The organism is Microbispora sp. CA-102843 (genome assembly GCF_050936215.1).
Classification (GTDB): Bacteria; Actinomycetota; Actinomycetes; order Streptosporangiales; family Streptosporangiaceae; genus Microbispora.
In genome coordinates this window covers 5,425,465-5,450,621 of record NZ_JBNJNF010000001.1, presented here as the reverse complement: position 1 = coordinate 5,450,621, position 25,157 = coordinate 5,425,465, and the positions used below count along the sequence as shown (strand labels likewise).

General features: G+C 69.5%; 17 protein-coding genes and 2 pseudogenes. 7 read left to right on the top strand and 12 right to left on the bottom strand.

Annotated features, from left to right (window positions below; translation table 11 throughout):
- The first annotated feature begins 211 nt into the window (after window positions 1-211).
- A complete protein-coding gene (locus ACQEVJ_RS25300) occupies window positions 212-2,038 on the top strand; it encodes a DNRLRE domain-containing protein (RefSeq protein WP_433105055.1) in 1,827 nt (608 codons plus the stop codon).
- A 115-nt stretch (window positions 2,039-2,153) separates the two neighbouring features.
- Here the strand turns inward: ACQEVJ_RS25300 and ACQEVJ_RS25295 are convergent, their stop codons facing one another.
- A complete protein-coding gene (locus ACQEVJ_RS25295; protein WP_433105053.1) occupies window positions 2,154-3,320 on the bottom strand; it encodes a helix-turn-helix domain-containing protein in 1,167 nt (388 codons plus the stop codon).
- Between the two features lie 180 nt (window positions 3,321-3,500).
- Between ACQEVJ_RS25295 and ACQEVJ_RS25290 the strand changes: the two genes are divergently transcribed.
- Window positions 3,501-3,764, top strand: coding sequence for a hypothetical protein (locus ACQEVJ_RS25290; RefSeq protein ID WP_433105051.1), 264 nt, complete (start codon window positions 3,501-3,503; stop codon window positions 3,762-3,764).
- 9 nt (window positions 3,765-3,773) lie between these two features.
- Here ACQEVJ_RS25290 and ACQEVJ_RS25285 read toward each other — a convergent pair.
- A pseudogene (locus ACQEVJ_RS25285) lies at window positions 3,774-3,982 on the bottom strand (helix-turn-helix domain-containing protein).
- A 393-nt stretch (window positions 3,983-4,375) separates the two neighbouring features.
- Here ACQEVJ_RS25285 and ACQEVJ_RS25280 point away from each other — a divergent pair.
- Window positions 4,376-4,753, top strand: a pseudogene (locus ACQEVJ_RS25280) (glutathione S-transferase C-terminal domain-containing protein); the annotation flags it as partial.
- 25 nt (window positions 4,754-4,778) lie between these two features.
- On the opposite strand, the gene ACQEVJ_RS25275 reads toward ACQEVJ_RS25280, so the two are convergent.
- The 8 genes from ACQEVJ_RS25275 to ACQEVJ_RS25240 all read right to left on the bottom strand — a co-directional run bounded on the left by ACQEVJ_RS25275 (window position 4,779) and on the right by ACQEVJ_RS25240 (window position 19,487).
- Window positions 4,779-5,651 carry an SAM-dependent methyltransferase gene (locus tag ACQEVJ_RS25275; protein ID WP_433105049.1) on the bottom strand — a complete coding sequence of 291 codons (873 nt, stop codon included), beginning with the start codon at window positions 5,649-5,651 and terminating at the stop codon, window positions 4,779-4,781.
- Window positions 5,652-5,654: 3 nt separating this feature from the next.
- On the bottom strand, window positions 5,655-6,125 hold the full coding sequence (locus ACQEVJ_RS25270) for a GbsR/MarR family transcriptional regulator (protein WP_433105047.1): 471 nt from the start codon (window positions 6,123-6,125) through the stop codon (window positions 5,655-5,657).
- A 90-nt stretch (window positions 6,126-6,215) separates the two neighbouring features.
- Entirely contained in the window at window positions 6,216-6,368 is a 153-nt protein-coding gene (locus tag ACQEVJ_RS25265; protein WP_433105045.1) for a hypothetical protein, read from the bottom strand.
- Window positions 6,365-7,831: an MFS transporter gene (locus ACQEVJ_RS25260; RefSeq protein WP_433105043.1), complete on the bottom strand. Its 1,467-nt coding sequence runs from the start codon at window positions 7,829-7,831 to the stop codon at window positions 6,365-6,367. The genes ACQEVJ_RS25265 and ACQEVJ_RS25260 overlap by 4 nt, the downstream gene beginning before the upstream one ends.
- Before the next feature lie 261 nt (window positions 7,832-8,092).
- A complete protein-coding gene (locus tag ACQEVJ_RS25255; protein WP_433105041.1) occupies window positions 8,093-8,617 on the bottom strand; it encodes a hypothetical protein in 525 nt (174 codons plus the stop codon).
- Window positions 8,618-8,648: 31 nt separating this feature from the next.
- Window positions 8,649-15,020 carry an RHS repeat-associated core domain-containing protein gene (locus ACQEVJ_RS25250; protein ID WP_433105039.1) on the bottom strand — a complete coding sequence of 2,124 codons (6,372 nt, stop codon included), beginning with the start codon at window positions 15,018-15,020 and terminating at the stop codon, window positions 8,649-8,651.
- 98 nt (window positions 15,021-15,118) lie between these two features.
- Window positions 15,119-18,820: a LamG domain-containing protein gene (locus tag ACQEVJ_RS25245; protein WP_433105037.1), complete on the bottom strand. Its 3,702-nt coding sequence runs from the start codon at window positions 18,818-18,820 to the stop codon at window positions 15,119-15,121.
- Between the two features lie 367 nt (window positions 18,821-19,187).
- Window positions 19,188-19,487 (bottom strand): hypothetical protein, encoded by a 300-nt coding sequence (locus ACQEVJ_RS25240; protein ID WP_433105035.1) that lies wholly within the window; start codon window positions 19,485-19,487, stop codon window positions 19,188-19,190.
- Between the two features lie 556 nt (window positions 19,488-20,043).
- Here ACQEVJ_RS25240 and ACQEVJ_RS25235 point away from each other — a divergent pair.
- From ACQEVJ_RS25235 to ACQEVJ_RS25225, 3 genes are all read left to right on the top strand, one after another.
- The gene (locus ACQEVJ_RS25235; RefSeq protein ID WP_433105033.1) at window positions 20,044-20,976 is read left to right on the top strand and encodes an MFS transporter; all 933 of its coding nucleotides are present in this window, start codon (window positions 20,044-20,046) and stop codon (window positions 20,974-20,976) included.
- Window positions 20,949-21,197 carry a hypothetical protein gene (locus ACQEVJ_RS25230; RefSeq protein ID WP_433105031.1) on the top strand — a complete coding sequence of 83 codons (249 nt, stop codon included), beginning with the start codon at window positions 20,949-20,951 and terminating at the stop codon, window positions 21,195-21,197. The genes ACQEVJ_RS25235 and ACQEVJ_RS25230 overlap by 28 nt, the downstream gene beginning before the upstream one ends.
- Before the next feature lie 61 nt (window positions 21,198-21,258).
- On the top strand, window positions 21,259-22,095 hold the full coding sequence (locus ACQEVJ_RS25225; protein WP_433105029.1) for an SDR family oxidoreductase: 837 nt from the start codon (window positions 21,259-21,261) through the stop codon (window positions 22,093-22,095).
- Between the two features lie 125 nt (window positions 22,096-22,220).
- Here the strand turns inward: ACQEVJ_RS25225 and ACQEVJ_RS25220 are convergent, their stop codons facing one another.
- Together ACQEVJ_RS25220 and ACQEVJ_RS25215 are read right to left on the bottom strand one after the other, a co-directional pair.
- Window positions 22,221-23,189, bottom strand: a complete 969-nt coding sequence (locus ACQEVJ_RS25220) for a hypothetical protein (protein ID WP_433105027.1) — start codon at window positions 23,187-23,189, stop codon at window positions 22,221-22,223.
- Window positions 23,190-23,450: 261 nt separating this feature from the next.
- Complete coding sequence (locus ACQEVJ_RS25215; protein WP_433105025.1) at window positions 23,451-24,401, bottom strand: helix-turn-helix transcriptional regulator; 951 nt, start codon at window positions 24,399-24,401, stop codon at window positions 23,451-23,453.
- Window positions 24,402-24,501: 100 nt separating this feature from the next.
- Here ACQEVJ_RS25215 and ACQEVJ_RS25210 point away from each other — a divergent pair, with 100 nt between their 5' ends.
- On the top strand, window positions 24,502-25,113 hold the full coding sequence (locus tag ACQEVJ_RS25210) for a YdeI/OmpD-associated family protein (protein WP_433105023.1): 612 nt from the start codon (window positions 24,502-24,504) through the stop codon (window positions 25,111-25,113).
- Window positions 25,114-25,157: the final 44 nt, after the last annotated feature.

Genomic DNA, 25,157 nt, shown 5'->3' with positions numbered 1-25,157 from the left:
GTCCCGGTGATAGCCGAACACCTTCCCCTTGTTCGGGTCCCAGCGGAACAGGTTCGCCGACTAACTCCCCCCGGGCCTCGGGGACCGGCAGCATGGCGCACATCGTCAAGGGGTTGGCACCCGGCGGCAAAGGCGTCCCCGGCTCAGCGGTGTTGACTGTCGATCGTTCAGGTCGACATCTCGCATATTGGACGATGCAGTGAAGAACGCTATGCGTGCGCTTCTCGCCACGACATTCGCCTTTGTCTCGACCACTGCCGCGCTGGCATTGACGTCGTCCGCCCGGGCAGATCCTCCTGTGCTCGGCGAACACCCCCTGAGCTGGACGTACGTATCGTCCCGGCATCCCGGCTCGACCTATTCGGACACCGCCGGTCCGATGCCCGTCGGCCGCGACCCGGGCACCGGAGAGGTGACCCGGGCCTACTTCCGATTCGACCTCTCCAAGGTGGCAGGACGCCACATAATACGGGCCTCTCTGAACGCCCGCCGGGTAGGCGACTGCGGCGGATCCACCCTGGAGTTCTGGCGGACCGGTCCGATCAGCCGGCAGACGACATGGACCAGCCAACCACGCTGGAAGACGCTGCTCGCCGTCACCGACCCTCCCCCCTGCTGGGAAGCGACCGTATACGACCTCGAACTGACAGAAGCGGTAGCGGAAGCGGCCGCCCGCAGCGGAATCCTCACCCTGGGAGTGCGCGCGGCGGACGAGGAAGCGGCCGCCGCGCCCACCATGCTGGAGAACAACCCGGTGCTTGTGATCGAGTACAACACCATCCCGGCCGAACCGGCCGCACTCACCATAGCCGAGGAATGGGGGCCGTCCGCGGAGATTCCCTGCGGCAAGGGGCAGCGGCCGATCTACGTGCGCACCGCGCGGCCGCTCCTCGCCGCGTACATCGACGGCGGCGACGGAAACAAGGAGACGACGTACGGGAGCTTCGAATGGGCCGGGTCCGATGGACAGATCCTCGGGAGCATCCGGAGCGGTCTCCTGAACCAACCCGGGCGAACCTATGTCCTCATTCCCGACGGGAAGCTTCCCGGAGAGGGCTCCTACAAGTGGCGGGTGCGGGCGGAGAACCAGTACGGGCCCGATTCCCGGGACGTCGGACCGTGGAGCGACTGGTGTGAGTTCACGGTCGACCTCACCCCTCCCCGGCAGGCCCCTGTGGTCTCGTCCTCGGACTACCCTTCGGACACGCCTTCCGGCGGCGTCGGCACACCTGGCGACGTCGTTTTCACCGCCGCCGGAGAGCCGGACGTGGCGGCCTACCGATACTGGCTGAACGACCAGCCACCCCAAAAGGTCCCGGCCCGTGGAGACGGATCGGCGAAAGTAAGGATCAAGCCGCTACGCGACAGGTCCAACGTGCTCACGGTCCACTCCATTGACCGGGCCGGAAACGCGAGCCCGCCGCGAGAGTACAGATTCGACGTCAATCCGACGCGCCTGCCCGAGATCTCCTCGACCGACTATCCGCCGGGGGAGTACGGAGGCTGGGTCGGCAGGGCGAGCGAGTTCACGTTCACCCCCAATGATCTGGCCTCCCTCGTCACCAGATATCGATACACGCTCAATGGCGAGGGCGCCGTCGAGGTACCGGCCGTGAAGAACCGGCCGACGGTCGTCTCGATCACCCCCACGCGATTCGACGACAACACCCTTACGGTCGTGGCGATCGACAAGGACGGCGACGCCATCTGGAGGGGCGCGTATCCGTTCCTGGTCAAAGGCGCGCCGACCATATCATCGGACACGTATCCGCAGTTCGAGTACGGCGGCGGGATCGGCGTGCCCGGAGATTTCGTCTTCTCCGGAAACGCCCTCGCGAGTGACATCGCCCTCTACCGGTACTCGTTCGAAGGCGAGTGGAGAGAGGTTCAGGCCGCCGCCGGCGGATCGACGACCGTGACGCTCACGCCGAGCGGCCTGGACTACTGGCTGCTGGACGTCGAGGCGGTCAGCGCAGACGGAACCACCCTGTGGACCGGAAGCTATTTCTACCTGGTCAACCCGGAATCCACCTCCTGACGTTTTCCCGTCGCCATCGAATCCGAGCCGTACGCGCCTTCCAGCGAAGAAGAAAGGGCGCTGTGGAGACATCGCGCCGGCCGAGTCGAAAAGGGCCGCGGCGATTCGCGACGCGTCATCCCCTGCTCCCAGTGCTCTGATTCCCTGACCCTGCCTTCACGCGGGCTCGGTCGCGGTACTCACTGGGAGAGACCCCGTACGCCGCGCGGAAGACGCGGCTGAAGTGGGCGGGTTCGGTGAGTCCCCAGTGCGCGGCGACGGCGTGGACGGGGCGATGGAGAAGAGCGGGGTCGCCGAGATCACGGCGGCAGCGTTCGAGCCGGCGGTGGCGTATCCAGGCGGACAGCGTCAGCTCCTCGCCTTCGAAGAGCCGATGCAGGTGGCGAACGGAGATCCGACAGGCGGCGGAGATGGTCTCCGGCGACAGGCGGGGGTCGCCGAGCTGTTGCTCGATGTGGGTGCGGACTTTCAGCAGAAGGGTTCGACGGTGCGTCTCGGGCGGAACGGCGTGGTCCCGTTCGAGGTGGTGGGCGCACACCGCGGTGACCAGGTCGATGACGATCGAGGCCAGTCGTTGGCCGTCCGCCGCGGTGTAGGAGCCGGCCTGGGCGGTCATCCGCCTGAGGCAACCGGCCAGGAGGGCGCCGATGCCCTCACGCCCCGGTAACGGCCGGAGGATGAGGTCCCGGAGCCGGTTCTCCGGGAGAGGCAGGATGGCCCGGGGAAACTGCACAAGAGTGCCCCGGACCATGCCGCTCTTCGCGACGCACCAACCGTGCCAGGGGCGCGAGGTGTCGTACAGCAGCAGCTCGCCCGGGGAACTCGTCACGTCCCGGCCGCCCTGGATGATCCTGTGACTTCCCTGCGAGGCGATCATGATCTGGAGTTCCTCGGGGTCCGAACGCCGGATCAGCCTGGCGGGCCGGTAGGTCTCCAATGGCGGATAGCTCAGCGCGTTGAGCCGCACCACGCCGAGATCCTGAAGGCACAGCTCCGCATGGAAGTCAGCCGCGTGGTCACTGCTGACAGCATTGGGAATCAGAGTTTTGTTCGCCATCTCGCACCAGCTCGCGAACCGCTCGGCCACGGGTAGGTCGCTCGTCCGGAAGCGAATCACCGCCATGAATCCTCCCCGCATTCCCAAGACGTCATCTTTCGAACGAACCGCGCACAGGTCAAGCACTTCGCCACAGGGCGGACAAAGCCCCCGGATATTCGGCGAACCGGGCGAGGTGCCGAGGTTCCCAGATTCATCGCGTACGGCGTGGCGCACCCGTGACATGCGACAACGCCCCTTAGAACGGCGCGGTGATCTGTTGTCGGGAGTGACTGCTACGGTCGCCGCCATGCGAAACAGTTACCTCACCTGGGACGAGGCGGCGGACCTGTTCGAGCGGCGGGGGCTGGGGGGCTGCCGAAGGAGACCTACCAGAACCTGTACGAACACGCCGACCCCGCGCAGATGACCGTCGCCGACGACTACCCCGCCGCCCGCGAGCAGCTCCACGCCGCCCTTGAAGTCTGCGCGCTCCACGAGGTCCACGCGGCCGCGCAGCGCTTCCAAGCCGCCGTCGTCACCCCGCCGCTCCACCAGGTCATCGCCAGCGGCGCCGGGGAGAACGAACTCCAGCTCATCGGCGCCGTCCTGATGCTCCGCCACTCGCTGAACCACCTCGACCAGGCGATCGGGCAACTCAACCAGCGGTTCCACATCGAGGTGACCTGACCGGACGCCTCACGCCGCGGCGGCCGGCTTCCGACCCCGCCCGCGAGGACGCAGCAGCGCGCCCGACTCCGTCAGGAGCTGGTGAACGAACCCGTACGAACGGCCCGTCGAGGACGCCGGCTCACGAATCGACTCCCCGCGGTGTACCTCCATTTGAGGTCCGCCTTCAACGCCTCGCGCGCCGGGCCCGTCACCCGCTGATGCTTCCGAGGCTCCATGATCTCCACCCCGATCAGTTCACGCGGCCGCCGCCAATCGAGCACGCAACGCATCCGGCGCCTCCCGCGTCACAGGCACCTGCTCGCCCCGCCAGATGCAGCCCTCGATCGTCGCCAGATCGTCGAAGTCTTACACGACCTCACGGCCGGGTCGTCGTCCGCCGTCCGCCCGCCCGGTCGTAACGGTCGCATTCCTCGGTCTCGGCTGGCGGGTACTCGGGGAAGATGGCGTGCCCGCGCCCGACGCAGCGCCCCAGAGCGAGCAGGCCGGGTACGGGGGTTATCACACTGATCGTTTCGAGTGATGCAGGTCTGGTGTAGAGTCCGTGCTACGGCTGGCGCGGAGCCGTCTCTGAGCCTTTCCTCCCACGGGCCGCCACGCAGGAGGAGTACGAGCGGCGGCGCGGCGGAGTGCTCGCAGCGCTGGATCGCCTCGACGCCCGCCTGGCCGACGGGCGATACCTGTTCGAGGATCGCCTCACCGAGTCCGACGTGCAGCTCTGGGTGGTCCTGGTCAGGTGGGACCTGCTGCACAATCCGCTCGCCGGGATCGGTGAACGGCCGCTGACGGACTATCCCCACCTCTGGCCGTACGCGCGGGACCTCTACCGTCTCCCTGCGTTCCGGGAGACGACCGACCTCGCCGCCTTCCGGCTCACCGGCCGGCCCGCCTACCTCGGCGACGGGCCGGTGCGGATCGCGGTCGAGCCCCGGGAGGCCGACTGGGAGGAGCCGCCCCGACCGTCCCCGCGTCGCCGCGGGGATTCGTGATTTCCTCGCCGCAGGCTGAGTGCGTCTACTGCTTCTCGGCGTAGACGAAGCGTTCGAGGTCGGACACCGGCAGCTCACGTCCCGCCGGCTCCAGGTAGCGGGCCTGGTATTCGGCGGGGCCGACCTGCTCACGCTCCGCCCAGCCGTAGTCCGCCAGCAGGCCGGCGACCTCGCCCGGAGCCAGACCGAACCGCCACAGGCGCCGCTTGACCACGAACTCCTCATACATCGCCGTCGCTCCGTGGCCGCCGCCGTCCAGGAAGTCCCGCAGCACATAGGTGAACAGCAGTCGGCTGCCCGCCGCGGCCTGGGACAAGAACGCCAACGTGCCGCGAACCGCCTCCTCGGTCAGATACTGCGTGACCGCCTCCCACACGAACACCGCCGGCCTGTCGGCCTGGAACCCGTGCTCGGCCAGCACCCCGCCCAGATCGGCGGTCTCGAAGTCGACACCGATCAGCCGCACGTGCTCCGGTACACCGCCGCGCAGTGTTCGCAGCCGCTGCCGCTTGTCCTCGACGTTCGCCGGCAGGTCCAGCTCGTAGGCATACCCGCCGGGCGGCGTCAGACGGCACGCACGGGTGTCCAGGCCGGCCCCGAGCACGACCACCTGCGTGATCCCGGCATGGAGGGCCTCTGCCACCTTGTCGTCGGCGTAACGCTTGCGGCACAGCACGCCGCCCCAGATGCCGCGTGCGCGCTGCTCCGACGCCCTGATCATCCATCGGCGTACGGCAGGCCACCGGCATGCCCGGACGACACCGCGCATGGTCACGGGCAGCAGGCCGATCGCCAGCCCGTCATCGATCAGGCGCCGGCCGGGTGGCTCGTACTGTTCGGTGGCGGCGATCACCACGGGGCCGAGCGCGGTCTGTGCCGCCGCGGGCCGTCCCTTCATGCCTCATCCCTCCGATCGGGGCCGTGCTTGCGATGGTGGCGGCGGGGCGTCGTCGAACACCTTGGCCATCCACTCGAACGTGGCGTGCGCCTGACGCACCCGCCCGGAACGGTCCTCGTCGTGGCCGGTCAGCGCCAGCCCGTCCCGGGTGATGTCCAAGAACGCGGTGATCCCGGCGACCTGCCGGCGCACCACGATCGCCCAGGCGTCCTCGGCCATCCGGTAGTAGACGGTGCGCTCGCCCCGCCGCGTCCGCGAGGTGAGGAAGCCCATGCCGGTCAGCAGCCGCAGGTTCGAGGTCAGCGACGCGCGGCTGGCGCCGATGGCGTCGCTGATCTGCCCGGCGGACTGCTCGGGCGGATCGCAGATCATCAGCCAGCCCAGCACCCGCCCGGCGATGGGCGGCACCCCGTCGCGAGCCAGGTACATGGCGATCCGTTCCACCCACTCCAGCAGCGGTTCCTGTTCGGTCACGCCCGGCCCACCTCCCTCTTACAGTCATTTCAGTATTAACTAAAATCCATGTAAGATCAAGAGCGGGTCGTCGAAGAGCTCAGTGAGGAATTACGCCGTCCCGGTCACCTTCCAGACCTGGATCCTCAACGCCGCCCCCACCGCCACCGAGGCCGCCGGGGCGACGAACGTGCTGTGGATCGGTGGCGCGCTGGCCGTCCTGGTGCTGCCGATCGCCGGCAAGGGCGCGGCGGGACGGGTCACCGGACGCGAGGCTTCCCGGAGGCGGCCGCTGTCGCGACGTCGCGGGGATAGGAGTGCCTGCCGTGGAGAAGGATGATCGCGTTCGCCACCAGGGGCGCGAGCATGATCAGAAAAGTGATCTGCAGGCCCCGCGCGCTCTTGGCGCCGCCCGAGCCGAGGACGTCGGCCAGGAATCCGAAGGTCACCGGGGCGACTGCCTCCGCACCCATTCGAAGGAACGTACGTATGCTTTCCGCGCGTCCCCAGAGCCGGAAGTGGACGACGTCGAGACGTGCGGCGTCCAGCGGGGGATTGGCGGCGGCAAGGCACCCGGCGGCGACGAGGAAGAACGGCAACGCCGTCACGGTCGACGTCGTCAGCAGAGCCGGGACGAAGAACACGGCGGTGGTCAGGTAGGCGACCGCGGGAACGATCATGCGTGCGCTGAGACGACCACGGCGAATCAGGTGGTCGGCGATCCGCCCACCGCTGAGAACGCCCGCCAGGGCGCCGAATCCGACGAGCAGGGCCGGGCCCGTGACCGCCGCCATGGTGAGACCGTATTGCCGGTTGACGAAGAGCACGCCGAAGCTTCGCAGGCCGGCGAAGAAGAAGTAGCCGACCGCGGACGCGATGATCAGCACGACGTTCGTGCGTATCCGCAGGACGTAGAGCGCCGCTTCCCACATCGACATCCGCGTGGGGTCTCGCCGCAGTATCAGCACAGGATCGGGTTCGACGCCGCGGCCCCGTAAGGCGAAGTGCACCGCATCGCTCCGGCTCGGTGACGTGCCGGCGCCCCGCTCCGCGGCCGGGAGGTGCTCCGCCGGACGCAGCTGACTCTGGCCGCCGCGCGCCGGCTCGGGAAGCTTACGCACGATCACGATCACGAGGAGGATCCCCAACAGCGCGAGCAGGTGGAACGCGGCACGCCATGACAGCAGGTGCGCCAGATTGCCACCCACCAGCAGGCCGAGTCCGACGCCGAGCATCTCTCCGCTGAGGATGAACCCGTAGACACGGGCTCGTTCACCCGGCGGGAAGAAGTCGCCGATGAGGGAGCTGAGCGTGGGCCCTGCCGTGGCCGACACGGCGCCGAGCGCCAGCCTCGACAGCAGGAGCCACTGGTACGAATCCGCCAAGCCGCTGGCCAGCATCGCCAGCACCCACAGCACGACGCTGGCGGCCAAGAGCCTGACCCGCCGTACCCGATCGGTCAGGACACCCACGGGTATCACAGCCAAGGCGGCCGAGGCCGACGACACCGCGGTCAAGGAACCGAGTTCGGTATTGGTGATGCCCAGGCTCTCCTTCAGTTCCACCGCCACCGCTCCCACGGTTCCCTTGTCCGCCGCGTCGAGCGCCAGCACGCAGGCGAGGACGGCGATGATCTGGAAGCGCGCCGGGCCTCCCACGGCACCGATCACCCACCGCACGGCCCAGTCGACCGCCGCACGCACCAAACCTCTTGGTTTCGCGGACATGCTGCTCCCTTACCGGGCTGCAGGAACGCGGACAGTCGCAGGCAGGTCAATCTCTTCGTCCACTCCCCGGCCTGGACGAGGCGTCGCACCAGTGCGGGAAACTCTGGTCACCACCTTTGCCGACATTTTGGAGCGGCATCGAGGAACCCGGGTACACGGTCCCCATATGAGGAGACCGGCCCGCAGCGCGGCCCGGTCTTCCGCATGAGCTGACGGGGGCCTCCCGCGCCTCCGCCCGGTCCCGCCGGGCGGAGGCGCGGGTCACGGACGGCAGCGGTCCGGGTCGGCGCGCAGGAAGGCGTCCCGGCCCGTCTTCACGGTCTCGTCGCCTCCCGCCCAGGCCAGCACCTGCCCGCCGCCGAGACCCGCCAGATCCGCCGCCGTGAACGGCACCCTGCCCCGCAGGTTCCGGCCGTCCACGAAGCCGTTGACGGTCGCGACGTAGGGCACGCCCTCCCGCAGCGCGGTGAGGCTGTCGTCGGTGGACCGCCAGCCCTCGGGCGGCGCCTGGAACGCCCGGATGTCCCGCACCGCCGCGCCGGCGCCGCCGTTGTGCACGCTCCAGGCCACCGTCTCGCCGCCCTCGGTGTCCTCCAGGACCGACAAGTCCCGGGCGACGTAGCCGGGGCAGCCGGCGAGCAGCAGCCTGACGCCGCCGTCCTCGGCGCGTTCGACGGCGAGGACGCCCTTGGGCGTGGGCGTGCTGTCGCACGCCGCGGCGAAGAAGGCCAGGGCGGTCAGGGCGGCGGCCGCGTACCCGGACCCCGGCCTTCTTCTGCGCGTCATCGTCGTCCTTTCCTCCTGTCGCCCTGAATTCCTAGCTGACCGGGCCCCAGTGCAGCGGCTGCCATTCGACGTAGCCGCCCCACCACAGGTTGGCCCCCACCTCGAAGCGGTTGGTGGCCACGTTGCTGCCCGTCTCCAAGTGCGATTTCGCGGTGGCCAAACCGTAGTCGACTATGTAGTCGGTGGCGCTGTAGTAATGCGACCACTGCTCGGAGTGCACCGCCTCGTGCTTTTCGAGGTTGGGCCCGTACTTGTCCGCGGTCGCACGCCCAGCGATCTTGGCGATGTCGTCCCTGGCCTGCTTCTCGTCCCGCAGCCGGCTCTCGAACTCCTTCTTCGAGTGCGGGTAGAAGTGGACGTCGCCGACCGTCATGGGCTGGTCGCCGCCCGGAGAGCCGCCGTAGCAGACGTACTGCAGGGCCCGCCGTTCACACCCCTCGCTGGCGAAGATCTCGTACGTCACCGCCAGCGTGTTCGCGCCGTTCAGGTTGTTCTGCCAGTGGAACGGGTGGATGAGCAGCGCCTTGAGCAGGTTGACGCCGTTGCCGCGGTGGACCGGCTTGCAGTAGCAGCCGCCCGCCGGAGGCTTGGGCGACGGGCCCGGGGACGGCTTCGGCGTGGGGGAGCTCTTCTTGGGCTTCTTCTTGTTCTTGTACGGGTCGACCTTGCCGGTCTTGGGGTCGTACCCGACCTTCCCCTGCTCCTTCTTCGAGCAGTACTTCAGGTCGTACTGGCAGGAGTTGGGCCGCGACCCGATCTCCTCACCCGTCGGGTCGCTGAACGTGACGGGGTTGTTGTTGCCGTACGAGTACCCGTTGAGCGACTGGGCCTGGTCGGTGGACAGCACCGGGTCCACGCTCAGGAACCTGCCGACGGCCGGGTCGTACATGCGGGCCCCCACGTAGGTGAGCCCGGTGGCGGCGTCGGCGGGCTTGCCGAGGAACCCCTTGTCGTCGGGCCACGCGCCGCCGACCGTGCTCCCGCGCGGCGCGCCGAACGGGGTCGTGAAGCGCTTGCTGATCGCCTGACCGGCCGCGTCGACCGACAGCGAGGAGGTGCCGTGCTGGTCGCCGGCGAGGAAGGAGACCGCGTTCTTCCCGCCCTGCGTGGTGCGCACCGCGATCACCTGCGTGTCGGCGGCGTAGAAGCGGCTGCCCCAGGTCGTGACGGTGCTTCCGGTCTTCTTCGAGTGGATTTCGGTGGCGCCGAGGTAGAGCACGCTCTCCCCGTCGCTCACCGCGCGGCGGATCAGCAGCCCACCGTCGGCGTCGTACAGGTAGGCCGTCTTCTGCGTGCTCTGGGTCAGGGTCGCGATGCGGCCCTGCGCGTCCCAGGTCAGCACTTGGCCGTTGCGCCCGGTCGTGTTGCCGGACTTGTCGTAGGAGTAGGTGGCGGTCGCGCCCGTGCAGGAACCGGTCACGACCGAGGTCAGGGCGTGCCGCTTGGACGTGTCGCCGTAGCAGTACGTCGAGGTGGTCGCGGTGGAGCCGGTGTAGCGGGTCTCCGTCGCCCGCAGCCCGGAGGTGTTGTAGGTGTAGGAGGTCCGGTACGGAGCCGCGCCACCCAAGGTCTTGTTCGCGCAGTCGTCGGTGGCCGGCGTCCACGCCTCGGTCAGCCGCCGCTGACCGTCGTAGGCGAAGCACTGGATGTCGCTCTGTCCGGCGCCGTCCTGGGTGGGGGTGTCGGCGATCGCGGTGACGTTGCCCGCGTCGTCGTAGCGGTAGGCCAGGTCCTGCGGCTTGACCGGCGTGGACTGGGTGGTGACGAAGGACCGCTTCAGCCGGTCGGTCCCCTCCTCGTAGGTGTTGTTGAGGAAGGTCTTCTTGGCCTCGGTGGCTCCCGACAGCCCGAGGGTGAACTGCAGGGGCTTGCCCAGCGCGTTGTAGTCGGCCTTCTGGAGGTAGTCGGTCGTGCCGGTCAGCCCGGTCACCTGCCCGGTCGGGGTGTAGGTCAGGCTGATCTTCTCCTCGGCCAATCCGGCGGCCGCGGGCTCGGTGGAGCTCTTCAGCGTGCCGTCGAGGTTGTAGTCGCTGCCGAAGGTGTAGCTGGCCTTCGCCGCCCCGGACAGGACCATCGGGTCGTTCGGGTCGATGTCGATCTCCGTGCTGGTCGCGCGGTACTGGCCGTCGTACGCGAGGATCTTCTTCGTGTACGCCTTGCCGGAGACGCCGCCGTCGTAACTGGTGGACGAGGCGAGCTGGCCCTTGACCACGGTGTCGTAGGTCCAGGCGGCGAGCTTGTTCGCGTCGGTCCGCGACCCCGACCACAGCCCGGTCTTGCGGCCGAGCTCGTCGTAGCCGTACAGCAGGACCGTGCCGTTCGCGCCGGTGACCGTGTCGGTCTGGTCGAGCGCGGTGTAGCGGACGGTGCTCGCGCCCTTGTCGGGGTCGCTGATGCCGGTCTGCCGCGCGAACAGGTCGTAGGCGTAGGACCACTTCGCGCCGTCGGGAGCGGTGACGGTCAGCTGCTTGCCGTCGGTCCGGTAGGTGAAGGACGTGGAGGTGTACCCGCTGGAGGTCAGCGCGCCCCACTGGGTGTCGGCGGGGGAGGGCGAGTTGTACTCGCGCCGTTCGACCGTGCGGTCGAGCGCGTCGGTGACGGTCCGGGTCGCCGTGCCGCCGGTCAGCGCGCTGACGGCGGTGGAGTCACCGGTGTAGGTCGTGGTGGTCGTCCACTTCTCCACGCCGTACGTCAGGAACGTGCTGCGGATCTGCCGGCCGGCGCCGTCGAAGACGATGTTCGCCTGCTTGGGCGCCTCGCCGTACTCCTCCCTGGTGTAGGTGGCGTTCGGCGTCTGCTTGGAGTCGAAGATGTCGGCGTAGGTCTCGTAGGCGAGGCCGCGCGAGTCGTAGCGGGTGTCGGTCAGGAGCCGGCCGCCGTTCGGGGTCGGCTTCTGCGTCTGCATCGGCCGCAGCAGCGAGTCGAAGATCTCATACGACCAGCTCGCCGTGGTGGACGACTTGACGGTCGAGGTGCCGATCGCGGGCGCCTTGCCCCGCTCGTACACGTAGGAGTAGGCGTAGGTGGGGGTCTGCCCGCCGTCCTTGCTGCGGTCGGGCAGCCACACGCCGGTCAGCCTGCCGAGGGCGTCGTAGGTCTGCTCGGTCTTGCCGTTGTTCGGGTCGTAGGTGCGCACCGGAAGGCCGCGCGTCCCGTCGAGGAACGTCGTCACCTTCTGCTGCTTGACGTTGGTGTCCACCTTCTTCGTGAGGACCCCGGCCCCCGTCGGCGTGTACGCCGTGGTGGCGGGGTTGCCGCCCGCGTCGGTCACGGTCAGCGGCCTGCCCAGCGTGTCGTAGGTGGTCGACTCGGTGCGCTGCCAGCCGGTCGGCGGGCGGTCGTCGCCGGTGACGGCCGACGGGTAGCCGGTGGCCCGCCCCGTCCAGGTGGCGTCGCCCTTCACCGGCTTCTGGCTCGCCGCCCAGCCGGTCGCGGCGGCGTTGTCGTACACGGTGGCCGTGTCGGACAGCACGTCGCCCGAGGTGTCGGAGCCCGCGGGCAGCGACAGGTCGGCCTCCTTCACCGAGCAGGCGCGGCCGACCACGCGGGTGCGGGAGACGAGCGAGTTCAGGCCCTTGGCGTCGTCGCGGGCATACCAGGTGCGGGTGCAGGTCTCGTCGCCGCTCTTGGCGGTGTCGCCAGTGCTGTCCTCCTTGACCGCCATGCCGTACGAGTCGTACGTCGTGGACGTGGTGACGGTGCGCCAGGTCTTGGGGACGGTCAGGTAGGTGTGCTCCGACGTCTTCCCCATGCGCACGTAGTAGGCCTCGGTGTCGGCGTACGACTTGTGCTGGGTGGCGGTCTTCGCCGACCAGGGGTCGTTGACCGTCACGTCGACAGGGTCGGCCCCGTCGTAGGTGATCTCCTCCCGGGTGAAGCCGGCGTACTGTTCGGAGTCGGTGAGGTCGGGCACGTCGAGACCGGCGACGTCGAGGCCGGGCACGGTGGCGGCGCGCCTCTTGTCGGGGTCGACCGTCCGCGGGTCTGCCGACTTGAGCAGCCGGTCGCCGTTCATGCCCTGCAGATACACCTCGACCGACTTGGTGCGGGTGCCGTCGGCGTCGCCGACGTACGTCGTGACCTTCTGGTAGCCGCGCCACAGCGACCAGGTGCGCTCGTCGGCCGGGGTGAACGGGCTGTCGTTGTAGCGCCAGCCGGGCGCGGCGTACTCGTAGGCGTACTCGACGAGCGGGTTGTGCCCGGCGGGGTCGGCGAGGTTCACCGCGAGCACGCGGTATTTGTTGAACCAGTCGATGGAGGCGTCGGTGGCGCCGTTGATGTGCCAGAACTGCGGATAGCAGGACAGCGCGTTGTCGTCCTCGGCCTTCGGCATCTTCGAGCCGCGCACGCACTCGGGCTCGTTGTAGCTGACCGTGGTGATCGCGCCGGTCTCCGAGGTGACCGTCTCGACGCGCGGCCTGGTCAGCGGCAGGATGTTGCCGCCTCCCGGCTGGGTGCCGCCGGCCACCCGGTTGGGTCGCATGGCGTAGGTGAACGAGACGGGGTCGAGCGTCAGCGGCGTGTCACCGGCCGAGCCCGTCCGCACGATCGACGTCAGCGACAGCGTCTGGTCGGCGGAGCTGCCGATGTCGCCGCCGTCCAGGTACTTCTGGGTGAACGCCCACGAGTCGACCGCCTTGTACGCGGTGCCGGACAGGACGCTCGTCTCGATCTTCACCAGGCGCTTGCGGCTGAAGAAGGCCGGGCTCTCGGCGTGGCAGTCGTCCTTGTTCGCGTCCTTCTTGCAGATGGCGTCGAAGGGGACGTCGGGCCAGTTCTCCGCGGTGTCCTTGGTGAGGCTGCCGCAGTCGGAGGCCGTGCAGCGCTCGGCGTAGGAGAAGTCCACCTTGTAGGGCGCGTCCACGGTGAACAGCGTGTCGGACCGCTGCCCATAGAGGATCTTGTCGAGGTAGCCGCCGCGGACGTAGGAGGTGGCCGCGGTGGCGGACTTGTTCTTGCGGTAGTAGTTGGTCTCCGCCGTGTACCAGTACGTCATGGCGTTGCCGTGGGTGTCCTCGGCGTAGTCGAGGTTCCACCGCCACGCCTGGGTGACGGAGCGGTCGGCGAAGGCGCCGCCCTTGTCGTAGCCGGGCTCGCCGGAGTCGTCGCCGTACACCGGGACCGTGAACACCGAGTTGGTGCGCTGGCTGCCCGCGCCGCTCAGCTTGTTCAGGCCGAAGACGTACTTGGTGCCGTCGCCGGTGATGACGGTCCAGTACTCGCCGTCGTCGTCGCCGTTGTCGGCGCCGGTGGAGTGGGTGACCGTGGAGGCGTCGTCGTTCTTCAGCCGCCACTTGCCGCTGGTGTCGTCCTTGACGAGCTCGGTGGCCTTGCCGTTGAGGACGAGCGAGGCGTTGTCGTACTTCCAGCACAGGTCGTACTGCTTGTCGTGGCCGTCCTCGCGGCAGGTGCCGAACTGGCGGTCGATGTAGGAGGTGGCTGCGGTCTCGAAGCCCTCGCCGATCGAGGTGCCCTGGTTGTTGCTGGTGGAGGTGCGCCCGTCCACGCTGCCCGAGTCGTACGACAGGTCGAGCGCGGGCGCCGGTCCCGCCGCCGGCTCCACCGGGGCGATCGGGTAGGACCAGGAGAAGGAGCCGGAGTTGCCGCCCGCCTCCCAGGTGGACGACGAGGCGAGCGGGGTGGCCGCGTAGTTGCCGCTGCCGTCCGCCGCCTCGCCTCCCTCACCGGGGGTGGCGGCGGTCACGGCCAGCACCGCCGGGGCGGCGTCGAACGCGACCGGTGCCGAGAGGGTCTGCGCCGCGGCGGCGTTGTCGGTGTCCAGCGGGGTCCACGTGCGGCATTCCTCCCGCTCCGGGGTGGTCGCGGCACAGGCGGGCAGGCGCACGAGGCGCAGCCGGCCGCTCCACCCGCCGCCGTACGCGGAGGCGAAGGCGGCGTAGCCGACGCTCAGCGTCGCGGTGCCCGGGGCCTGCGCCGACGCGGTCAGCAGCACCCCGTCCACCCCGGCCGCCTCGGCGGCGGCGCGGTCGAGCACCCGCACGCGGGCCGTCCCCGCCGCCTGCTCTGTGGAGGTGCCGGAGGCCGCGGCGGCGGGCTTCAGGCTCACCGGGAGCCCGCCCACGCTGACGCTCCGCTCGCCGCCGATCGGCACGTCGGCCTCGCCGGCGTCCGGCCACCGGGAGGCCTCGCGCTCCTTCGCGGCCCGGTCGGCGGCGGCGTCGTTGCGCGCCCTGGACGCGGCGACCCGCTCCCTGGCCTCCTTCGCCCCGCTCACGTCCATGGCCTTGACCTTGCTGGACCGTTGTTTCTGTACGGGAGGGGCGCCGGGCGGGCTCTGTGCCGTAGAGACAACGGCGGCCGAGGCCGCCGTCACCCCGACGGGTAACGAGATCACCACCGCCAGCGCGGCCACCAGGGCAGCACGAATTCCGGGCCGTCGCATGACCCAACCTCCTCAAGAGGACGAAAGAGAACCCGCAGGTAAACCGGGGTGAAGCGAGGCGGTGCGGGGACCGGCGCCGCCGGTCCCCGCACCCTCCGTCAGTCGCCGATGACGGCGTCCATCTGGTCGGAGTCGGCCATGGCTCCCGCCCACAGCCGCAGATCGGTGATCCTCGCGGGGAGGAAGTGACCCCAGGAGGTCGCGCTGAAGCCCTTGCCGGCCGCGAAGTCGCCCGACCCGGGCAGGGCGGTGTAGGCCATGTCGAGGTCGTTCTGCTCGTGGCCGACGTAGAGCCGCGCCACCCGCCCGTTCGCCGCCAGGGCGTCGTACACGCCGGTGAGGCGGACCGGGCTGTCCAGGCTGGCCGAGGTGTCGGAGCTCACCCAGGTCTTCGTGCCGTCCTTGTTGACGCGGCCGAAGCGCCAGAAGCCGACCGGGACGCTGACCTCGTTGCCGTCGTCGTCGAGCTGCGTCTCCTTGCCGGTCAGCTCGAACCACAGGCCCCACGACGACCCGTCGGCCGTACGCTGCCCGGCCACCTGGCCGACGGTTCCGATCGGCTTCGCGAGGACCTTGTCCCGGTCGAGCTCGACCTTCACCGTCACCGTGAACGAGCCGGTGTCGTCCACGACCGGGCCCGCGGTGGTGGCGGCGTCGTCCACGCCGTCGAGCACCAGGCCCTCGCCGTCCAGCGACGCCCCGCCGGCCAGCGCCAGCGCCCGGCCGTACCCCGACAGCGAGTCGGGCACCTGCGTCCCGGCGGCGCCCGCCGGGTCCCAGTCGGCCACCAGCTCCACGTCGTTGCGCCCGGACGCCGGGGACTCCGACCGCGCCTCCGTCGCGACCTCCTCCGGGGTCAGGACGCGCTGCCAGGCGGCGACCTCGTCGATCGAGCCGGGGAAGTAGAACTGGAAGATGTTGGCCCACTTGTAGCGGCCGATCTCGAACGGGCCCGTGGCCGACCACACGCCGGACACGGTGGCGGTGCCCTGCGGCACGCCGTTGACGTAGAAGCTCAGCTTCTGCGTCGCCGGGTCGTAGGTGCCGGCCAGGTGGGTCCAGACGTTCGTCCTGGACGTGTTGTTCTTGCCGCAGACCCCGTAGTACGCCTTGCCCGTCGCCTCGTCCTTCTCCTTGACGCCGAAGCAGAAGGCGCCGTAGTCCTTCTCGTGCCAGAGGAGGAAGGGGCTGTAGCCGCCGGAGCCGTCCTGCGAGAGCACGATGCCGTCGTCGCTCACCTTGTCCAGCCGCACCCAGGCGGCGACCGTGTAGGCCGACCGGGTCTCCAGCACGGGCGCGGACGTCGCCGCGTACGCCGACGTGCCGTTCAGGCTCAACCCCTTGTCGACCTTCGGGGTGGTGAGCGCCGTGCCGGCGTCGTCGTACCAGACCTCGCCGCGGCGTCCCCGGGTGTCCCGTGCGGCGCCGCCGGACAGTGTGGCGTCGTGGTGTCCGGTGCCCCGGTCGACGGCGGCGCCGGAGTCCTCGTCGAAGTGCCACCTGCCGACCGGGCCGGCGCCCGCGGCGACCAGGAAGTCGACGACCGTGGTCGCGCCGTACCTGCCGACGATGTCCTTGGCCCGGACGTAGAGGCTGTACGTCCCGGCGGCCGGCGGGGTGATCACGGCCTTGGCCGTGGCGCCCGCGATGTCGGACGACCAGGTCGAGCTGCTGGACGCGCGGTACTGGTAGGCGACGTTGTTGGAGTCACCGGACGCCGGGCCGAAGGTGACGGTCGTGCTCTGGCCAGGCCCGCCGGCGGGCGCGCAGCTCGTGGCGGTGCAGGCCGTGTACGGCGCGCCGAGCGTGACCACCGGCGCCTTCGGCGCGGTCGGATCGACCTTGAAGTAGCACCATCCGGTGGTCGAGGCGTTGGACGGCCCGGGCAACTGCTTGGTGTAGTTGCTGTAGTACGAGCGTGTCCACGAGCGGTAGCGGTACAGCACCCCTTCCGACAGCGTCGGCGTGGAGGCGGTGACCTTCACGTTGTCGCCGACGTGCCCCGTCGTCGGCCGTTCCATCGTGGTGAACGCCTCGGTCCAGGTGCCGTCGGCGTTCTTCTTGTCGACGGCCATCGCCGCCCGCAGCATCGCGCCCGACTCGCCGCCCGCGGCGGTCTGCGGAGTGGACGCCAGGGTGGGGGTGGGGCTGGAGACGATCGCGGGCGCCGACTCCTTGGTCTCGCAGACGGTGCCGGACCCGGTGACGATGCCGATGCCGGTCGGCAGCGCCGGCACTCCCACGTAGTCGACGACGAGCACGGCGTCGTTCCTGAACCGCTTCCAGGCGGAGGTGTCGCTCTCGTCGTGCGCCCGCAGCTCCAGCGTGAGCTTGGAGAACTTGCCCGCCGCGAAGTCCTTCACGGTCGGGGTCAGGTTCTCGTTCGGCTCGGCGGGGTTGTCCTTGAACTCGATCGGCGCGGTCGGCTGGTCGGGGTCGCACGCCGAGCCGCGGCCCGCCGACACGTTGCGGTCCACCATCCAGTCGAGCTCCTTGGGACGGCCCGACCAGGTGGTGGACGACGTGAAGTTGTTCGTACGGACGAGGTCGACCCACCGGGGGCTGCACTGGAACGCCCAGGGCTCGGTGACGCGGAACGCCGCGCTCAGCACCTGCTTGCCCTTGAGGCTGGCGGGGGAGAACTGGAAGTACAGCCGCTGGGTGTATCCGGGCCCGCAGTAGTAGCCGTTCCAGGTGCCGCAGTGGCCGACGCCCTCACCCTGGTTGTTGCTGCCGTTGCCCCAGTTGTACGACTTGTAGCCGTCCGAGCGCAGCAGCGTCCTGTCGGTCTCGCCCCACGTGACGGTCGGGTCGATGTAGACGGGGTAGGCCGACTCGTCCTTCTGCCGCAGCAGGCCGGCGTCGGGGACGAGCGTGAGCGTGTCCTTGCCGACCTCGATCGGGAGCTCGGCGTGCCCCGCTCCGGGGGCGGGACCGTCGGCGGCCTGCCCCTCGCCGGAAGGCACGCTCGTCTCCGGTGTCGTCTTCGGGGCCGGTGAGTCGCCCGCTGCGGGCGCGCCCTGGGGAGCGCCGCCCTTCGAGGCCGGGGTGGAGGCGGCGGAAGGGGTCGAGGAGGACGGCGCCGCGGGCGCGTCGGCCGCCCCGATCTGCCCGGCGGCGGGGTTCCCGGTGGAGTCCCACATCGCGGCGGGAGGCGAGGTGAAGACCTCGGTGGCGTTGCCGTCGGTCGCGGACATGCCGCCGTCCGCGGTCTCCTCCACCGTGAGTCCGGACGACCTGACGGCGTACCGGATCCGGGCGAGCGCCGGGTTGTCCGCGGCCTGCGGAGTCTTGACGATCAGGACCTGGCGGAAGCCCTCGGTCGTCGCGGTCATCCTCAGGTCCACGTCCGGCAGCACGTTCTGGTAGGTGGCGTTCGGACCGTCCAGCACCGGTGCGGGCAGGGTACCCGGCCAGCCCAGCGCGAGGGTCCGGCCGTCCCGGTTCATCGTGACGAGGTTCCCGCCGTCACCGCCCCCGGAGAAGGAGATGCCCACGGCGGCGGCGACCGGCCCCACGCTTCCGTCGGCGCGCCGCAGCAGCGTCGCGTCGGGTGACACCCACGCCCCGTCCTGTCCCTTGACCCGGACGGGGGTGGTCGACTGCTCCAGCCGGAAGGACTCGCCGTCCGGATTGGCGTATGTGGTGGTGAACTCGGTCCGGGCCTCGGTCACCTCGACCGGTTCCCGGATCTCCGCGGCGCGCGCCAGCGCCCGCTGCCAGCCGCTGAGCCGGCCCGCGTCGGACGCCGTCCGACCTTCCTCCGCCGCGTTCGCGGCCGGGGGTGCCCCGGTTCCCACCAGTACACCCGCCACGACCACGGCAGTGAGCGCACGCCAACGCCGCAGTCCGGGAAACCTAAACATGGGTTATCTCCCGTACGAAATCCGCAAGATCGCACACATTAAACGTTTACTGTCACCACCTGTCAATGAATTCTTTTCGCCCATAAAGGATCCAAGTCATGTTGTTAACATAAAGGGCAAATAAAGTGATATTAGGTCGGTAAGTCAGACAAGTTGACAGTGCGATGCACAGGGCGTACGTCGGCATGCCAGACCTCCGGCGTGCATGTCGTGCCGCGGAGACCGGGCACTCACGGCGAGTGACGGCAGGCCGGGCCCACGGTCGCGGAACGCGGCGCTCAAGAAGCCGGTGCGGCTGCGATCACGCCTGTCCGGCGGGGGAGCTGCTCCAGCTCTCGCTTCCGGCCAGCTCGTACGCGGCCCGGAGGACGGCCTGGGCGCGTGCCGGCACTTCGGAGGTCCGCCAGAGGATCCGCAGTTCGATGGCGGGCAGTTGGTCCAGGAGTGGCAGGGCGATCAGGGAGGCCCCCAATCGGGTGCCGGCCGACTCGGAGACCAGGGTGAAGCCGGTGCCGTCGTCGCGCAGCGGGGAGACGCGGAGGCCGGGCATGGGGTGTTCCCAGACCTCGAAGTCCTCGCCGGCCTCCCGTAGCGCCGACATGACCAGGTCGTAGGTAGGCGGGCACCAGGGCGCGCCTGAGGAAGCAGAACGTTTCGCCACGCAGGTCGCGCAGCCGCACCGCTGAGCGATCGGCCAGCGGATGCCGCGCGCCGACCACGGCGACGAGCATAAAGCCGGTATTGGACGTGCCGTCATTTGATTTTGGACACTGGACCGCCCTGAATTCCTTCGACGGCAGAGGATGGCCGGCGGTGGAGCCGACCCACGAGTACGGCCAGATCGGTGCCCTGCCCATGCACGGGGTCACGACCGGTGCGGGCGAGATGTGACCCGTGCCCATGCGTGATAGGGCGCGACTGGCGTACCCCGATCGGCTACCACCTGGCCGCCCGCCGTCCTGGGCGACAATCGTCGGCGCAGGCCGGGCCGGGCCTTTCGAGCGGGTTCTCCGGTCGCGTGAGATTCCTGGTACCTTCTTGATCGTAAGGTGCAGCGCTCGTACGCGAGCGTGTCGGGACATCCGGCCGGCACGACAGCCTCAGAGCAGGTTGTCTGGATCTCTCAGCGGAGAGTTCGCCCAGCCATGTCCTCAACCTTGTCTCCACGCGCATGGGCAGTCTTCCTGCTCGTGGTCGCCGCCGATGTGATCGACCTGCTGAGCACCACGGTGACCAACGTGGCCGCCCCCACCATCGTGCGGGACCTCGGCGCCTCCTGGTCACTGGCTCCCTGGCTCGGCGCGAGCTACACGCTCGCGATGGGCTCCCTCATGATCGTCGGCGGCCGCCTGGGGGATCGGTTCGGTTGCCGGCGACTGTTCCTCATCGGGCTGGCGGGGTTCACCCTCTGCTCGCTCGCGGACGCCTTGGCCGCCACGCCGTTCGAACTCGTGGCCTTCCGTATCGGACAGGGGGCGTTCGGCGGCCTGCTCATCCCTCAGGGGTTCGTCCTGCTGGTGCGGGTCATCCCTCGTGAGTCGATGGGCATGATGTTCGGCCTGTCCTGGCGCTCGGTGTTCCTCCTCAACGTCCTGTTCGGAGTCCTGATGCTCGCGGCAGGTCTGAGGGTCATCCCGCCCTTCGGCGGGGACGGGTCTGTCAGCGTCCGGCCGGGTGCCGCCATGACCTTGATGGCGGGTCTCGGACTGCTCCTGGCCGGACTGGTCGACGGCGGCACGAGCGAGTGGACGGCCCGGGCCCTCGTCGGCACGGCCGCCGGCGCCGTCGCGCTGGCCGCGTTCGGATGGCAGCAGGCACGCACCAGTCGCCCGTTGCTGGAACGGTCGCTGTTCGGCAATCGCGGCTTCGTGGCCGGTCTGGTCTTCGGCGCGCTGTTCTTCAGCACCGTCACGGGCGTCATGTACGTGACGGCGCTCTACTTGCAGCAGCGTCTGGGCCTGAGTCCGTTCCACGCGGCCGTGGTCACCGCGCCGGTGTTCGTCGGCATCATCGCCGCCTCGTTCACGGTGCGCAGCCGCATCGCCGCTGTTGCTTCGGCGCCGTGTTCGCGGTCGCCCTCGGCGATGTGAACGCCGCCCAGGCGGGCAGCGCCAGCGGCGTGCTCAACGCGGTGCAGCAGATCGTCAACGCGGCCGGCTCCGCCATCGTGTCGACGGTCTACCTGGCCACCGTCACGCCGAGCGTTCCTTCCAGCGGCGTTCTGCCCTGCCTGCTCCTCACCCTGGCCATCACCGCGGCATGCGCGATGAGCATCCCGCTGCTTCCCCGCCGGGGAGCGCACGCCCACTGAGCCTTCCGCGCTTCCGGAAGGCACCCGCATCCATATCCGTACCGATCACGGGAGTATTTCCATGATTCTCGTCACCGGAGGCCGCGGCGCGGTCGCCACCCACCTGCTGACCCTGCTGCTCCAGGCCGATCGCCCCGTACGCGTGGCCTCCAGCAATCCCGGACAGCTACAGGTCCCCGCCGGCGTCACGGCCGTCACCTGCGACCTCACGAATCCCGCCACCTTCCCCGCGGCTCTCGCCGGCGTCACCGAGGTCTTCCTGTACGCCGAGGCTTCGCACATCGCCGAGTTCGTCGACGCCGCCGTCACGGCCGGGGTCAAGCACGTCGTCCTGCTGTCCTCCGCCAGCGTGCTGGATCCCGACGCGGCCAGTAATCTGCTGGCCAAGTCCCATCTCGACGTCGAGACCGCACTGCTCGCCTCACCGCTCACCACCACGATCCTGCGCCCCGGCTCCTTCGCCGGCAACGCGGGCGCCTGGGCGTGGCCCATCAAGGCCGGGCGTCCGGTGAGCCTGCCCTACCCGGGCTCCCACACCGACCCCGTCCACGAACGGGACCTCGCCGACGTGGCCTTCACCGTGCTCACCGACCCACGCCACCAGGGCCGGTCCCTCCACCTGACCGGCCCGGAGAGCCTCACGTTCAGCGAACAGATCGAGCGACTCGCCGAGATCATCGGCCGGCCGATCACCGTCGACCACGTCACCCCGGAGGAATGGAAACAGGAGATGGCCGATTACATCCCCGGTCCTTACGCCGACGCCCTGCTCGACTACTGGCGGGCCAATGACGGCCGCCCCGTGCCCCTGACCGGCACCGTCGAACAGGTCACCGGCCACGCTCCTCGAACCTTTGCCACCTGGGCCCGCGACCACGCGACGGCCTTCATCGAGTAGCACCCCGCAACGGGCGCAGTAGGTCCGGATCGGGCACGTCCTCACCGGCGTGCCCATCCACCCGGCCGGCCGGCTGTTCGAGCCGACCGGCGCCCCGGCGGCCAGGCGGGCCGCCGGGGCGCGAGTCACCGGACCCCGCTCTGGCGTGGCCGCGCGGCTTTGAGCAGCGCGGCGAGCATCACGATTCCGGCGGTGACGCTCAGCCCGTGCTGGACGACGGAAACGGCCGTATATTCGGCGGTCGCGTAGCCGCCCGGCCGGATGAGAGCCCACGGGAGCTTCCACACCGCCCACGCGAACAGCGAGCCCGACGACGCGAAGGCCAACGCCATGGGGATCCACCAGGGCATCCTCGGCCGTCCTGTGGCGACCGTACGGATCGCAGCGGCACCCAAGACGGCCCAGAGCGCGGAGTTGCCGGCGAGCAGCCGTCCGTTGACGTCCATCAGGTCGCGGTGTGCGGGGGCGAGGCCGAGCGTTCCGCCCGCCGCCCAATGCGTCCATAGGAGGGCCAGCGCCGCGACCAGGATGTACAGCGCTCGCAGGTGGAATCGGCCGAGGGGCACGGGGTGGTCGCCGACGCGTCCGACGAACGCGGTCGGCCACCTTTCCCGCATGTAGATGGGGAGCGCTATGGCCAGTCCCAGGGCCATGCCCGCGAATCCGATGCCGATGAAGACCAGCTCCCAGGACGGGGCCGCATCCCCGCCGCCGGAGTCGCCGGCTCCCGCGCTTCCTCCGAGGACCGCACTGAACGGCATGTACGGGATCATCGGTATGAGGAATCCGGCTCCCGCCCAGGCGAAGAAGACCAGCGGTGACGCCGGGACGCGACGTCCCCATCGTTGCGCGAGGACCAGCCCCAGGACGATGCCGACGACCGCCATGGCGATGGTGACCGCGTTCAACAAGACCCAGTCGCCGTCGGTGAAGGTGGACGGCGTGTGCCCGAGCAGCGCGGCGACCACCCAGACGACCTTCACCGCGAGATAGAGCGACAGCGACAGGGCGGCGCCATAGCCGGCCACTACGCGCGCCGCGGTCCATCTGGCACCGACCTGGTCCGTCTCGACCGGTGTCGTGGTGCCGCTCACCGATGCTTCCAACCCGTGTCCATGGTCGAGATCCTTTCGGCGAGCGCCCGGCGTCCACTTCCCCCACGGGAACCACTCGCCTCCCCCGCACGGGGGAGCGCGCTCTGGATCAAGCGGCCGGAGCCGGGGCTCGGGCAGCCCTGAGCGCGCGACTGCTGGATCCCAGGGCGTGACGGGCGAAGCCGGGGTGCCAGAGGTCCCCGGGGCGAGGCCGGCACCGTCACGGCAGGTAGCCGTGCCAGCGATCGCCGGGCGTTTGTGTTACCGGTTGTCCTTGAGGAGCTGTTGTGTGCGGGCGAGGAATGCCTGGCGGACCTCCTCTGGGTGCAGTATCTGGAGTCGCCGGCCGAGGCTGAGCAGGTAGCGGGCCAGGCCGTCGGCGTCTGGCCCGCCGATCTCGATGATCGTGGTGTCATCGCCGTCGGGGCGGTGGACACCGACCGTTGGTGGCACCAGCCTGCGGGCCTCATCGGCCGGTACGGCCAGGCGGATGGTCACCCGCACCGGGTAGGGCCTCAGCGCGATGCCCGTGCTGACCATCTGTGCTGGATCTGGCGGGTCGGGCAGGGCGGTGGACTGCCCGGTGGTTGTGGCATCGATGATGTGATCGGCACGGAAGGTGCGCCAGTCCTGCCGCATCAGGTCGTAGGCAAGGAGATACCAGCGGCGGCCTGTGTAGACCAGACGGTAAGGATCCACCCGGCGGGTGGACGTCGATCCGGCCCTGTCGCGATAGGTCAGCTGGGTGCGTTCGCCTTGTCGGCACGCGGTGGCCAGGTCGAGCAGCAGCGCGGGGGAGATCTGGCTGTCGTCGGGTCGGGTGGTGTGGGTGAACGCGGCGTCCAACTCGCCGAGCCGGTCGGCGATCCTGGCCGGTAACACCTGGCGTAGTTTCAGCAGAGCCGACAGGGCTGCCTGGTCGCTGCCGGAGACTCCGCTGAAGGCGGCGACGCGCAGCCCGACGGCGACCGCGAGCGCCTCCTCCTCGTCGAGGATCAGTGGCGGAATGTTGGTCCCGGGCCCGAGGTGGTAGCCGCCCCATGGGCCCATCTCCGATTCGATGCCGTAGCCGAGTTCACGTAGCCGGGCGATGTCGCGGCGAACCGTCCGTTCGGCGATCTCCAGTTGGGCCGCCAGATCAGCGCATGTCCAGGACTGCCGTGTGGACAGCAAGGACAGCAGCCGCAGCAGCCGCGCCGAGGTGTTGAGCACGGACACCAGTCTGTTCGATAACCAGGACCGTTTCCGACCGGGTCATGTCGTAGCCTCTGTCGACCGACCCCCAACGGATGATCACGAGAGGCGCATAACGGTGAGCGACGAACTACTGGAACTGACCGTTACCGATGCCCGAGCCTGGCGGGAGTGGCTCGGCAAGCACCACGACAGCTCGGCAGGGGTGTGGTTGGTCCTCGCCAAGCAGAACACGACCCGGCCCACCAGCCTGACCTATGACCAGGCGCTCGACGAAGCACTGTCCTACGGCTGGATCGATGGTCAGCTGCGACGGCGGGATGAGATCACCTTCCTTCGGCGCTTCACCCCTCGCGGAAGGCAAAGCCCTTGGTCGGCGCGGAACGTTTCCATCGTCACGCGTCTGATCGGCGAGGGCCGGATGCATCCGGCCGGAATGACCGAGGTCGAACGCGCCAAGGCCGACGGCCGCTGGGACACGGCCTACGCGGGACAAGCCGACATCGAGATACCAGCCGACCTGGCCGCCGCATTGGCCGCAAACCCCCAGGCACAAGCGATGTTCGACATCCTTACCTCCCAAAACCGCTACGCCGTCCTCTATCGGATCGCGAACGCCAAACGCGCCGACACCCGAGCCCGCCGCATCACCCAGTTGGTTGAGATGCTCGCCCGCGGCGAGACGATCCACCCACAAAAGCGCGGTCTCACAGATGAAGATCGTCAATGATGTGATCGGATCGCTGCACGCCGGCCAGGCGGCTGCCGCTGCCG